This is a genomic window from Pseudomonas sp. P7548, from assembly GCF_013386585.1.
Classification (GTDB): domain Bacteria; phylum Pseudomonadota; class Gammaproteobacteria; order Pseudomonadales; family Pseudomonadaceae; genus Aquipseudomonas.
Map to the genome: position 1 here is coordinate 44,364 of NZ_JACARO010000085.1, position 12,929 is coordinate 57,292.

12 protein-coding genes and 2 pseudogenes are annotated in these 12,929 nt (G+C 61.6%); 7 read left to right on the plus strand and 7 right to left on the minus strand.

Annotated elements, in window-relative coordinates; genetic code table 11:
- Positions 1–22: 22 nt before the first annotated feature.
- Positions 23–625 carry a glutathione transferase GstA gene (gene gstA / locus HX803_RS27545; RefSeq protein WP_178925139.1) on the minus strand — a complete coding sequence of 201 codons (603 nt, stop codon included), beginning with the start codon at positions 623–625 and terminating at the stop codon, positions 23–25.
- Between the two features lie 96 nt (positions 626–721).
- Here gstA and HX803_RS27550 point away from each other — a divergent pair, with 96 nt between their 5' ends.
- The 3 genes and pseudogenes from HX803_RS27550 to HX803_RS33240 form a co-directional block, all read left to right on the plus strand.
- Positions 722–1,591, plus strand: coding sequence for a LysR family transcriptional regulator (locus HX803_RS27550; RefSeq protein ID WP_178925141.1), 870 nt, complete (start codon positions 722–724; stop codon positions 1,589–1,591).
- 167 nt (positions 1,592–1,758) lie between these two features.
- Positions 1,759–2,535, plus strand: a pseudogene (locus HX803_RS33235) (PAS domain-containing protein); the annotation flags it as partial.
- A gap of 138 nt (positions 2,536–2,673) precedes the next feature.
- Positions 2,674–3,078, plus strand: a pseudogene (locus tag HX803_RS33240) (methyl-accepting chemotaxis protein); the annotation flags it as partial.
- Positions 3,079–3,191: 113 nt separating this feature from the next.
- Here the strand turns inward: HX803_RS33240 and HX803_RS27560 are convergent.
- The 4 genes from HX803_RS27560 to HX803_RS27575 all read right to left on the minus strand — a co-directional run bounded on the left by HX803_RS27560 (position 3,192) and on the right by HX803_RS27575 (position 6,516).
- On the minus strand, positions 3,192–3,701 hold the full coding sequence (locus tag HX803_RS27560; protein WP_176994219.1) for a hypothetical protein: 510 nt from the start codon (positions 3,699–3,701) through the stop codon (positions 3,192–3,194).
- A 132-nt stretch (positions 3,702–3,833) separates the two neighbouring features.
- On the minus strand, positions 3,834–5,249 hold the full coding sequence (locus HX803_RS27565) for an MFS transporter (protein WP_178925145.1): 1,416 nt from the start codon (positions 5,247–5,249) through the stop codon (positions 3,834–3,836).
- A 140-nt stretch (positions 5,250–5,389) separates the two neighbouring features.
- Positions 5,390–6,022 carry a glutathione S-transferase family protein gene (locus HX803_RS27570; RefSeq protein ID WP_178925147.1) on the minus strand — a complete coding sequence of 211 codons (633 nt, stop codon included), beginning with the start codon at positions 6,020–6,022 and terminating at the stop codon, positions 5,390–5,392.
- Between the two features lie 59 nt (positions 6,023–6,081).
- Entirely contained in the window at positions 6,082–6,516 is a 435-nt protein-coding gene (locus tag HX803_RS27575) for a PACE efflux transporter (RefSeq protein WP_178925149.1), read from the minus strand.
- A 110-nt stretch (positions 6,517–6,626) separates the two neighbouring features.
- Here HX803_RS27575 and HX803_RS27580 point away from each other — a divergent pair, with 110 nt between their 5' ends.
- On the plus strand, positions 6,627–7,502 hold the full coding sequence (locus tag HX803_RS27580; protein WP_178925158.1) for a LysR family transcriptional regulator: 876 nt from the start codon (positions 6,627–6,629) through the stop codon (positions 7,500–7,502).
- A 130-nt stretch (positions 7,503–7,632) separates the two neighbouring features.
- Here HX803_RS27580 and HX803_RS27585 read toward each other — a convergent pair whose 3' ends face one another.
- The gene (locus tag HX803_RS27585) at positions 7,633–8,664 is read right to left on the minus strand and encodes a LacI family DNA-binding transcriptional regulator (RefSeq protein ID WP_178925163.1); all 1,032 of its coding nucleotides are present in this window, start codon (positions 8,662–8,664) and stop codon (positions 7,633–7,635) included.
- Positions 8,665–8,876: 212 nt separating this feature from the next.
- On the opposite strand from HX803_RS27585, the gene HX803_RS27590 reads away from it, so the two are divergent.
- A complete protein-coding gene (locus HX803_RS27590) occupies positions 8,877–9,410 on the plus strand; it encodes a gluconokinase (protein ID WP_065932241.1) in 534 nt (177 codons plus the stop codon).
- Positions 9,411–9,494: 84 nt separating this feature from the next.
- Positions 9,495–10,847, plus strand: coding sequence for a GntP family permease (locus HX803_RS27595; protein WP_176998013.1), 1,353 nt, complete (start codon positions 9,495–9,497; stop codon positions 10,845–10,847).
- 162 nt (positions 10,848–11,009) lie between these two features.
- Here HX803_RS27595 and alaC read toward each other — a convergent pair whose 3' ends face one another.
- A complete protein-coding gene (gene alaC, locus HX803_RS27600; RefSeq protein WP_178925160.1) occupies positions 11,010–12,221 on the minus strand; it encodes an alanine transaminase in 1,212 nt (403 codons plus the stop codon).
- Positions 12,222–12,416: 195 nt separating this feature from the next.
- Here alaC and HX803_RS27605 point away from each other — a divergent pair, with 195 nt between their 5' ends.
- Positions 12,417–12,899: a GyrI-like domain-containing protein gene (locus tag HX803_RS27605; RefSeq protein ID WP_178925162.1), complete on the plus strand. Its 483-nt coding sequence runs from the start codon at positions 12,417–12,419 to the stop codon at positions 12,897–12,899.
- The last annotated feature ends 30 nt before the right edge of the window (positions 12,900–12,929 follow it).

A 12,929-nucleotide genomic window follows, 5' to 3' on the forward strand; every position in this document is an offset into this window, starting at 1 on the left:
AGCCGGCTCCTACGGGGAGAGGTCAGGCGGCTTCGATGGCCAGTGCGGTCATCACCGCTGGCCGCTCACTGATGCGCTGTTGAAACGCTGCCAGCGCCGGCCATTCCTGCAGGTCGATGTCGTTAAACGCCGCCCAGCGCAGCACCACGAACAGGTAGGCATCGGCCACCGAATACCCGGACTCCAGCAGGTAATCCTGGCGCTCAAGCGTCTGCACCAGAATCGCGAAACGCTTGTGCAACGTGGTGAGGAACATGGCGCGCACGTCGCCCTGGATCGCGCCATTGAAGAAGATCGCCAGGCCGCCGTGGATTTCGCTGGCGATGAAGTTCAGCCATTCCTGCAAGCGCACGCGGTCCCAACTGCCATTGGCCGGGGCCAGGCCTGCTTCGGTTTTCTGGTCGGCCAGGTATTGCAGGATCGCGCTGGCTTCGGTCAGCACCTGGCCATTGTCCAGTTGCAGAGCCGCCACGTAGCCCTTGGGGTTGATCTGCAGGAAGTTCTCGCCGTTGGCGGTGGTTTTGGTCTGGTTGTCCACCCGCACCAGCTCGAACGGCAGGGCCAGTTCGCGCAGCACGATATGCGGGGCGAGGGAGCAGGCGTGGGGGAAGAAATACAGTTTCATCAAGGGCGACTCCTTAGGGTTTGCGCCAGTCTCACGGGCATGACACCTTGCGTAAAATTAAACCTTCAGAGCCCCGCCATAAGGACAGCTACTGCCATGATGAACCTGATGCACTGGCGCCTGCTGGTGGCCGTGGCCGACCACGGCAGCATCACTGCCGCCGCCGAGCGCGTGGGCATGACCCAATCCGCTGCCAGCCAGGCCATGGCCGGTATGGAGGCGACCCTGGGGGTGCAATTGTTTACCCGTGAGCCGCGCAAGACCTTGCCCACCGCCCTGGGCTTGAGTGTGATCGAACAGGCGCGGGTGATGCTTGGAGCGTTGCAGACCATTCGGACCACCGTCGATGAAGCGCGCCCGCTGCTGCGTGGGAGCATTCGTATTGCCAGTTTCCCTATGGTGCTGGCGACGTTTCTGACACCGTTGCTGCAACGTTTCCGTCAATTGAACCCCGGTATCGAGGTCACCACCCTGGATGTCACCGACAGCGAAGTGCACACCTTGCTGGAGGCCGACCTGATCGACCTGGGCGTGGTGCTCAACCCCAAGCCCGAGCGCAAGGCCACGGTACTGGGGCGTGATTTCTGGATGGCGGTGCTGCCGGCCGAGCATCCGCTGGCGCTGCGCCCGGCAGACGCGACGGTGTCGCTGGAAGAGTTGCTGGAGCAACCGTTCGTGCTGGCCACCGGTGGTTGCACCGCCAACGCCCGTAGCCTGGGAGCCGCAGCCGGGCTGAGCCTGCGTGATATCCGTGTGGAAGTGCGTGAGTTCAACAGTGCCTTCAGCCTGGTCCGTGAAGGCGTCGGCGTGACACTGGTGCCCGAAATGGCCTTGCCGGCCCAGCGAAATGGCCTGCGTGTCATGCCGTTGACGGTACCGATGCACCGCGAATTTGCCTTGGTGGGTTCTCCAACACGGCCTGCTTCGGCGGCGGTCAGCGCATTGTTAAAAATGCTGGCTGACTAGTGACCTTGCATAGCGCCAAGCCCTGTCTATGCTCACCCAGAACCGTGATGACGCTTGCCATATAAAGCGATTCGGATGGTTTGTTCCCCATGAAAGGTTTGCCAGCACTATCCAACTTATGAATGGAATGCGCCTTCCAGGCGCCGGGAATCAAGGGTGATCTGACCATGTTCAACCGCCATCACAAATCCGACCTGCAAGAAATCGAACGTTTCTCCTGTGCCCTTACCGAAGCCAACGCCAAACTCGCCGCCATCAGCCGTTCCATGGCGATGATCGAGTTTGACCGCAATGGCGTGATTCTCGATGCCAACGATAACTTCTGCAAAGCCATGGGCTACACCGTGGAGGAGATTCGCGGCAAACATCATCGGGTCTTCTGCGAAGAGGCCTACACCCACACCGAGGCCTACGCCAAGTTGTGGCGCGACCTGGCGCGGGGCGAGGCCCTCAGCGGCACCTTCATGCGCTTGAACAAGCGTGGCCAGGAAGTATGGCTGGAGGCCAGCTACATGCCGGTGCTCGACAGCCAGAACCAGGTGCAGAGCGTAATCAAGGTGGCGTCGGATATTTCCGCGCGGGTCCACCATGAACACGAAAACCAGAGCCTGATCGACGCCATCAGTCGCTCGATGGCGGTGATTGAGTTCACCCCCCAGGGCCAGATCATCAACGCCAACGACAATTTCCTGCGCACCGTGCAGTACTCGCGCGAAGAAATCATCGGCCAGCACCACAGCATGTTCTGCCATCGCAGCGAGGTGGAGTCGCCTTCGTACAAGGCGTTCTGGGCCTCGCTCAACCGCGGCGAATATCACTCCCACCGTTTCGAGCGCAAAAACAAATACGGCAAGACGCTGTTCCTGGAAGCGTCCTACAACCCGATCTTCGACACCAACGGCCGCTTGTACAAAGTGGTGAAGTTCGCCAGTGACATCACCGATCAGGTCACCACCCTGCGCACCGCTGCGGATTCGGCCCACGCCACCTCGGTGCAGAACGACGCCTGCGCACGCAAGGGCTCGGAGGTGGTGCAGCAAACGGTGCAGATCATCGAAGAAATCTCCCACGACCTGAACCAAGCTGCACAAAGCATCGATGCCGTGAGCAAGCAGTCGGACATCATCGGCGCCATCGTGCAGACCATCCGCAGCATCGCCGAGCAAACCAATATGCTGGCGCTCAACGCGGCGATTGAAGCGGCACGCGCCGGTGAGCATGGGCGCGGGTTTGCGGTGGTGGCCGACGAAGTGCGCAGCCTCGCGGCGCGGACCAGCCAGGCGACGGTGGAGATTGTGGATGTGGTGCGCAAAAACCACGACCTGTCGGTGAGCGCGGTGTCGAGCATGCAGTCGAGCTTGAGCCGCACCGGGCTGGGGGTGGAACTGGCGAATGAGGCGGGGCAGGTGATCCTGGAGATTCAGGAAGGGTCACGGCATGTGGTGGATGCGATCAGTCAGTTCAACTCGACGTTGCAACTGCAATAACTGAAGCAGCTCAAACCTGTAGGAGCCCGGCTTGCTGGCGATGGCGTCCCTGAGATCAACATCGAACTCAAGGGCCTCATCGCCGGCAAGCCGGGCTCCTACAGAATGTGGTGTCAGATCGCGGCCAGGGTTTCTTTCACGGCTTGTGCCGGGTCAGTGGCTTTGGCTGCGACTTGCTGATCCTGCTGCTCCTTCACGCGCTCAGCCACTTGCTTGGCGATCGCGTCCTGTTTTTCCTGCGGCATGGCCTGCACTTCTTCCTCGGTCAAACCCTGTTCCTTGAGCAGTTGCTCACGGATACGCTCGGCCGGGGTTTTGTTCATGTAGTCGGTGAAGTCAGCGCGGGCGGTGCTGGTGCTGGAGCCGGCTGCCGGCACATCAGTGGTCGCCGCAGGGGCTGCGGTGGTGGCTTGCAACTGCACGCGGGTCTTGGCGAAGGCCTCGTCGATACGGTCGTTGGCCTTGTCCAGGTCCTTCTGCGCGGCCGGTACGGTCACGCTTTGCTGCGCAGCCTGCAGGGCGCCGCTGTACAGCGTGCTGGCGGCGGCGTTGGCCGGGTCCATGTCGGCACGCTTGAGCTGTTGCACGGTGGAAATGGCTTGGGTGTTGTTGTTGATCAGCATGATTGCTCACCTGGGGTGTGTTCGGTGCCACAGGTGGAGCAAATAGCGTGCCGGGGGCCATCCCCCCGTATTTATTGGGGCTGGCGCGGCCGTCGCGGCAAGTATTGTCCTGTCGACGGCCGATCCTTGCCGTCAGTGGGCGATGTTCTCCAGCGCCAGGTTGCGCGTGCGCGGGCCGAACCCACTGATGGTGATCATCACGATCAGCATGCTGCTGGCAATGAACGCCAACACGCCGGGCGTGCCCAGGTGGTCGAGGATCAACCCGATCAACAGGCTGCTGAACACCGTGGACAAGCGGCTGAACGAATAGCAGAACCCCACCGCCCGCGCACGGATGTTGGTGGGGAACAGCTCGCTCTGGTACGAGTGATAACTGAAGCTGAGCCAGGCGTTGCAGAAGGTGATCATCACCCCGCAGATCACCAGGCCCACCGCCGTGGTTTGCAGGGCGAACAGGCTGCCGAAGATCATCGCGCCCAGGGCCGAGCCGACGATCTGCCATTTGTTCTCAAAGCGATTGGCCACCTTCACGAACAGCAATGGCCCCAATGGATAGGCGAGGGTGATGATGAACGCGTACATCAAACTGTGGGTCACGCTGACGCCCTGGCCCGACAGCAGCGCCGGCAACCAGTTGCCGAAGCCGAAGAAACCGATGGCCTGGAACACATGGAACACGATCAGCATCAACGCGCGGCGACGGTATGGCGGCTGCCAGATATCGGCAAAGCGGCCGCTGCCTTGCACGCTGACGGGCTCGGGCTCCGGCGCATCCAGGGGTTTGCCGTGATCCTTCTGGCAGCGGGCTTCCAGAGTGTCGAGGATCGCACTGGCTTCCTCGAAGCGGCCTTTCTGTGCGAGCCAGCGCGGTGATTCCGGCAGGCGTTTGCGCAGCCACCAGATAAACAGCGCAAACACCGCACTGGCCAACACCACCCAGCGCCAGCCGGAAATGCCAAACGGTGCCTGGGGCACCAGCCACCACGACATCAGCGCCACGGCCGGCACCGACAGGAATTGCACGAAAAACGCGAAGGCAAACGCCGAGCTGCGCATGCGCTTGGGCACCAGTTCCGACAAGTAGGCATCGATGGTCACCAACTCGATCCCCAGGCCAATGCCCACCAGAAAACGCATGCAAATAATGCCCAGGGCGGAGGTCTGGATCCCCATCAACACTGTGGCGACGGTGTACCAGACCAGCGCGAAGGTGAAGATTGCACGGCGCCCGAAACGGTCGGCAATCGGGCTGAGCAGGCTGGCGCCAAGGAACAGGCCGAGGAAGGTCGCCGAGGCGAACGCGGCCTGGTCCGAGAAGCCGAACACACCCTCGCTGCCGGTGTGGAACAGCCCGTCGCTGATCAGGCCAGGGCTGATATAGGCCGTCTGGAACAGGTCATACAGCTCGAAAAAGCCGCCAATCGACAGCAGCGCCACCAGGCGCCAGACGGTGGCGACGGCGGGCAGGCGGTCAATGCGTGCGCTGATATGGGCGGCACGGATCGGGTCGATGCCGTCAGTGGCAGAGGCAGTGAGTGTCGACATGAGCAAGATTCCAGGAGCAGTGGCCTGGAATCTTAGCCGGCTAACGGAAATCGGTGCGTGTGAAGTTGCCTGTGTTTGGCCTCACATTCACCGATTTATTGCGCCAAGGCCTTGTGTTTGCAGGTTTTATGGCGCGGGGCTCAGTTGTGACCGTCCAGGGCGAACTTCTGGAAACCCGGGCGCTGGCTGAGCCGCTGGTAATACGCCTCGACCGCCGGGTAGGGCGGGTGCTCCAGTGGCGCATTGCGCCAGCGGTGTACCGACAGGCCGACGAGGATGTCGGCGAGGCTGAACTCATCGCCGGCTACATAGGCGCCCGTTTTCAGCAACTGTTGCTCCAGCAGGCCCATCTTGTCATTCCAGGCTTGCACGCCCGCGCTGATGCGTTGCGGGTCCTGGTAGTCCGGGTTCTGGCGCACCAGGGCGTGGAAAGCGTAGCCCCATGATGGGTTGAGTTCGGTGGCTTGCCAGTCCATCCATTGCTCCACCCGGGCCCGTGGGGCGGGTTCGGCGGGCAGCAGGTCGTGGCGTTGGTAGAGGCCTACGAGGTAACGGCAGATGGTGTTCGATTCCCACAGCACGCCATGGTCGTCGACCAGCACCGGCACTTGGGCGTTGGGGTTCAGGGCGAGGAACTCGGGGGACTGGGTAGGGCTGTAGCCGATGCCCCAGTCTTCACGGTGGTAGTCGATGCCCAGTTCCTGGCAGGTCCACAGGACTTTTCGCACGTTGATGGAGGACGTGCGGCCCAAGATTTTCAATGAGTGTCCCATGGTGCTTCCCTGTCGCTGAAAATGACCTGAAGGAATCTAGCAGCGGTGCACGCTCGAAGCTACGTCGATGTGGCGGGTAGCGCCGATGCGGGCAGGCCGAAGGTGCGGTCGAACAGCCAGTTGAAGGCAAAGGTGTAGCAGGGGATGAACAGGATCAGCGCCAGGTCCAGCAGGAACGCCTGCACGAGGCTCACGTTCATCCACCAGGCGATCAGCGGAATCAGGAACACGATCAGCGTCAGCTGGAACCCCACGGCGTGGGCGATGCGCCGTTTGACTGTGCGCGTGCGGTCATGCTGGCGGCTTTCCCAACGCTCGAACAGGGTGGTGTAGATGAAGTTCCAGGTGACCGCAACGGTGGTGATCACCACCGCCAGGGGCCCAGTGCTGGACGGGTGTGTGCCGGACAGCAGCGCCAGGCCGAGGGCCGAGAAGGTCATGCCGATCAGCTCATAGAGCGACACATACACCAGTTTGCGTTTCACGCCTTGCATACCGCTTCCTCTTTTTTCGGGTGACAGGAACGTCACAAGGCGCGGAAGATAGCGTCAATATGGCTGACACAAAAAGTCAGAAGCTTTCAGTTTTATTGATAGGTGGCGAGATGAGCTTTTCCAGCGACAGCGTTGAAGTGTTCCTGGCCGTGGTGGAGGGCGGCTCTTTTTCAGCGGCGGCGCGGGCGCTGGGCAAGGTGCCTTCGGCGGTGAGCATGGGCATCGCCAACCTTGAGGCCGAACTGGGTTACCTGTTGTTTGATCGCAGCCACCGCGAGCCGGTGCCCACCGACCTCGCGCTGGCGCTGATCCCCCATGCACGGTTGATGGCCGAACAGCTCAAGCAGTTGCAGGTGCACGCGTTGCAGCTGTCCCAGGGGTTGGAAAGCAAGTTGTCGATAGGTGTGGGGGTGGATATCAATACTCGGCGTTTGCTCGCGGCCATCGCCGACATCAGCGAGCAATTTCCACTGTTGGAAATCGAAGTGCTGACAGCGCCACAAGATGACGTGTTGCAGTTGCTGCACAGCGGGCGCGTGCAGGTGTGCCTGGTGTTTGCAGGGCTGAGCGTGAACGTGTTGGAGCGTTTTCAGTTTGTCGCCAGTGAGCAGTTGATCGCCTGCATCAGCCCGCACCATCCGCAGGCGCAGGGCGAGCCGTTTCTGGAAGACCTGGTGCGGGTACGGCAGATTCTGGTGGCGGGCCGGGACAGTCCTCTCAGCGATCGCCGCCCACTCGTGGGGCAATCCTATTGGCGTACCGACAGCCTGGGCGTGGCGTTGGACATGGTCGAGGCGGGCCTGGGCTGGGGCAATTTCCCGCAATCGGCGGTGGCGCCACTGCTGGCGGCAGGCCGGTTACGGCGGTTGGACTTCAAGAACATCGAGAACGGGCTGGCGATGGTGGTGAACGCGGTGTGGTTGAAGCACCAGCCCTTGCACAAAGGCGCATCGGCGCTGGTACAACGGCTGGCCAATCGGGACTGACCCGCCCACATCACGTAGGAGCCGGCGCGGTCAAAAATGTGGGAGCTGGCTTGCCTGCGATAGCGGCAGATCAGCCGGCACAGCATTGCCTGACACACCGCCATCGCCAGGGATGTGCTTGGCACGCAGCTCAGGTGCTTTCGCGCACCTGCAACTCAAACCCCATGTCTACCACCGGCTTGGCGATCTTGTTGCTGGCCATGACCGTCAGCAAATGCTCCGCCGCACGCCGCCCGATGGCTTCGCGTGGCGTGCTGATACTGCTCAGGCGCGGCACCATGAAGGACGACGCCGGCAAATCGTTGAAACCCAGCACCGCCACACGCTCTGGCACCTTGATACCATGGCGCAGGGCTTCCAGCAGGGCGCCTTGGGCCAGGTCGTCGTTGCCAAAGAAGATCGCGTCCACGTCCGGATGGGCTGCCAGCATCTGCAAGAACAGCTCGCCGCCCAGGCCAACGGAGGAGGGGCGCGGGGTCAGCAGTTCCAGCGCCGGGTCGTACAGGCCCGCCTGCTGCAACGCGCGGCGAAAGCCCTCGCCCCTCAGCAAGGTGCGCTGGTCCAACTGCGCACCGATATACGCCAGGCGCTTGCGCCCACGGGACAGCAGGTGCGCCGCCGCCGTTTCCCCCGCGCTCAGTTGCGAGAAACCCACGCAGTTCACGCCGGCGTTGGGGTCCAGGTCCATCATGTAGATGCATGGCACATTGCTGGCCTCGACCATCCGTCGCGCGCTCTCGGTGCGGTCGAAGCCGGTCAGCAGCAAGCCCCGTGGCTGATAGGCCATGTAGTTGCGCAGCAGGTTCTCTTCTTCTTCACGGGAATAGTGGGAGTTGCCGATCAGCACTTCAAAGCCCTTGGGCCGCAGTACCTGGTGGATGGCTTCGAGGGTTTCGATAAACAGCAGGTTGGACAGCGACGGCACGATGACCACCACCGAATGGCTCTGGGCCGACGCCAGGGCACGGGCGGCCGGGTTGACCACGTAGTTCAGCTCGCTGGCGGCCTGCTGGACTTTTTCCACCAGCTCCTTGGCCACGGTGCTCACGCCTCGCAAGGCGCGGGACGCGGTAATCGGGCTGACGCCGGCCAGGCGGGCGACTTCGTTGAGGGTCGGGCGACCCGTGGTGCGCAATTTTTTATCGTTCTTGGAGGTCATCAGGCGGCTTGCCAAACAAAAATCGAGGCACTAAGGTAGCGCTGTCTCCAAATGGCTGCAAATTCTTGAACGCAGGGTTGCCTGATCCGGTTCAAATGATTGGAGAGGATGCACGCGTCACTCCATAAAAATGACAAGACGGCGCGGGAAAAGCCTGTTTTTGCACTAGCCTTACAGCGTGCAAAGGTAGCGCTATCTGCGTCCTGAGGTGTTTCATGAGTCAACCTGTTACCGCCCTGGTCATCATGGGTGTTTCCGGCTGTGGCAAGTCCAGCGTCAGCGAGGCCCTGTGCCGCCTGAACGGCGCCACTGCCATCGAAGGCGACAGCTTTCACCCCGCCGCGAACATCGAGAAGATGAGCGCCGGCCACCCCCTCAACGACGACGACCGCGCCGGCTGGCTCGACATCCTGTGCGATGAACTGCGCCGTTCGCTTAAGGCGGGCGAGCACCCGGTGCTTACCTGTTCAGCCCTGAAAAAGAAATACCGCGACCACCTGCGCGAAGCCGCACCCGGCCTGGGGTTCGTCTTCCTGGAGCTGACCCGCGCCGTCGCCGCCGACCGTGTGTCCCATCGCCCCGGCCATTTCATGCCGGCAAGCTTGATCGACAGCCAGTTCGCCACCCTTGAATCGCCCGTGGGCGAGCCGCTGACCCTGGCGCTCAACGCCAGCGAAGACAGCGTCGAGGACCTGGCCGAGCAAACCCATGCCTGGTGGCTGCAACACGGCTTTGAACCTACTCATTAATTTTTTGCCGGAAAAGATAGCGCTATCCCCGGCGAAAGATTCAACACCCGCTTTAATAACAACAACAAACAGGAGAGACCCCCCATGTTTGGCATGTCCCACGAGTCTTACCTACTGCTTGATGCAGTGGTCACTATCATCGGGTTGATCGTTCTGATCACCAAATTCAAGGTGCACCCGTTCATTGCACTGATCATCGCGGCCGGCTTCCTGGGCCTGACCTCGGGCATGCCCGTGGACAAGATCATCAAGGCGTTTCAGGACGGCTTCGGCGGCGTGCTCGGCTTTGTCGGCATCATCCTTGCGCTGGGCACGATGCTCGGCAAGATGATGGCTGAATCCGGCGGCGCCGATCAGATCGCCCAGACCCTGATCCGTGCCTTCGGCAAAGAGAAGGTGCAGTGGGCGATGATGTTCGCCGCGTTCCTGGTGGGCATCCCGCTGTTCTTCGAGATCGGCTTTGTGCTGCTGATCCCGCTGGTGTTTATCGTGGCGCGCCGCACCGGTGTGTCCCTGATCAAAATCGGCATCCCGTTGCTCGCCGGCCTGTCGGCGGTGCACGGCCTGGTGCCACCGCACCCGGGCCCACTGCTGGCCATCGGCGTGTTTGGCGCGGACATCGGCAAGACCATCCTCTACGGCCTGATCGTCGCATTGCCGACCGCTATCATCGCCGGCCCGATCTTCGGCACGTTCATCGCCAAGTACATCCCGGGCAACCCGTCCCAGGAACTGGTTGATCAACTGGCCCGCGAGCCAGAAAACAAAAACCTGCCGAGCTTCAGCGTGACCCTGATCACCGTGCTGCTGCCGGTGTTCCTGATGCTGCTCAAGACCTTCGCCGACATCGCCCTGCCGGACGGCCACGCCATTCGCAACTGGATGGACATGATCGGCCACCCGATCACCGCGCTGCTGCTGGCGTTGCTGTTGTCGCTGTACACCTTTGGCCATCGCCAGGGCATCGGTTCCAAACAGATCCTCAAGCTGCTCGACGCCAGCCTGGCGCCCACGGCGGCGATCATCCTGATCATCGGTGCCGGTGGCGGCTTCAAGCAGATGCTGGTCACCAGCGGCGTGGGCGACGTGATCGGCCACATGGCAGTGAACGCGCAGATCAACCCGATTTTGCTGGCATGGCTGGTGGCGGCGGTGATTCGTGTGGCGACCGGTTCGGCGACCGTGGCGACCATTACTGGCGCAGGCATCGTGGTGCCGGTGGTGGGGATGATTCCGGGGGTTAACCGGGAACTGCTGGTGCTGGCGACGGGAGCGGGTTCGTTGATCCTGTCTCACGTCAACGATGCGGGGTTCTGGCTGGTGAAGCAGTATTTCAATATGACCGTGGCCGAGACGTTCAAGACGTGGACGGCGATGGAGACCATCCTGTCGATTGTGGCGCTGATCTTCATCATGCTGTTGTCGTTGGTGGTTTAGCAGCCCCACACCATGAGGGCGGGGTGAAAACCCAATCCAAATGTGGGAGCGGGCTTGCTCGCGAATGCGCAGTATCAGTCGCCGAATGTGTTGACTGATGTACCGTATTCGCGAGCAAGCCCGCTCCCACATGGGTTACCGCATTTTTACAGATAGGTCGCGTCAGGCTTTAGGGCCCAGGCCATCGGCCCGGAACATCGTCCGAATCCCGCGCACCGCCTGGCGAATCCGGTCCTGGTTCTCGATCAGCGCAAAGCGCACGTGATCATCGCCGTACTCACCAAACCCAATGCCCGGCGACACGCACACCTTCGCCTCCAGCAGCAGCTTCTTGGCAAATTCCAGCGAGCCCATGGCGGCATAGTGCTCGGGGATCTTCGCCCAGACGTACATCGACGCCTTCGGGTTCTCCACCATCCAACCCAGCTCATGCAGGCCCTTGACCAGCACATTGCGGCGTTGGCGGTACTGCTCGGCGATGTCTTTCACGCACTGCTGGTCACCTTCCAAGGCAGCAATGGCGGCGACTTGCAGCGGCGTGAAGGTGCCGTAGTCGTGGTAGCTCTTGATGCGTGCCAGGGCGCTGACCAGTTCCGGGTTACCCACCATGAAACCGATGCGCCAGCCGGCCATGTTGTAGCTCTTGGACAGGGTGAAAAATTCCACCGCAATGTCCTTGGCGCCCGGCACCTGCATGATCGACGGGGCTTTCCACCCGTCGTAGACGATGTCGGCGTAGGCCAGGTCGTGGATCACCAGCACGTCGTACTGCTTGGCCAGGGCGATCACGCGTTCAAAGAAATCCAGCTCCACGCACTGCGCGGTGGGGTTGGACGGGAAGCCCAGGATCATCATCTTCGGCTTGGGGATCGAGCCACGAATGGCGCGCTCCAACTCGGCGAAGAAATCCACGCCGGGCACCAGAGGCACCGAGCGCACCTGGGCGCCGGCAATCACCGCGCCGTAGATGTGAATCGGGTAGCTCGGGTTGGGCACCAGTACGGTGTCGCCTTGGTCCAGGGTGGCCAGCATCAAGTGCGCCAGGCCTTCCTTGGAACCGATGGTCACGATGGCTTCGGACTCAGGGTCGATGTCCACTTCATAACGGTCTTTGTACCAACGCGAAATCGCCCGGCGCAGACGCGGAATGCCTTTGGAGGTGGAGTAGCCGTGGGTGTCTTCGCGCTGGGCGACCTGCACGAGTTTTTCGACAATGTGCGGCGGCGTGGCGCCGTCGGGGTTACCCATGCTCAAGTCGATGATGTCTTCGCCGCGCCGACGCGCAGCCATCTTCAGCTCGGCAGTGATATTGAATACGTAAGGGGGGAGTCGATCGATGCGCGCAAAGCGGCGCGGCGAACCTTGGTCTGCCATTGTTGCCTCGAAGTACGTAAGCGCCCGGAACCGTCCGAGCGACGTTGGCCACTGCGGTGGCCTGCGGGGCAGACAATACGGTCGATGATGGCCAGTTGTCCAGATGCGTAGGAAAATTTTCTGCATGGAGTGCTGCGCAGATATCCCCCTATACTCGATACGGGTTTGTACCCTCATAAGAAGGAGACTGTTCGTATGGATCAGCAGACAAAACAACCGTTGGAGCCACGCATGGAAGCGGGTAAAGCCCTGGTGATTGCCGGGGTGCAAGGGCGTTATTCGAAGGCGACCATCGGCGACATCCCGCGCTTGTGGGAATTGTTCGACACCTGCGTCAAAGACATCAAACAGCGCGTGGGCGGCGTGACGTATGGGGTGTGCCATAACCCCAAGCATGGCGAATTCGACTACATGGCCGGCGTTGAAGTACCGACCCGGGGCGACGTGCCAGGCAACTTCGAATCCATTGAAATTCCGCCGCTCAACTACGCCGTCTTCCCGCATTACGGGCCGGTGCAGGCACTTGAGCAAACCTACGAACGCATCATGTTCGAGTGGCTGCCGCACTCGGGCTACAAGGTGATGGGCGCGGATTTCGAGCGCTACAGCGCCGATTTCGATGGGCGCAAAGGCACCGGCACCGTGGAGATCTGGCTGCCGATCGGCGAAAGAGGCTGACACAACCCCGTTGTAGGAGCCCGGCTTGCC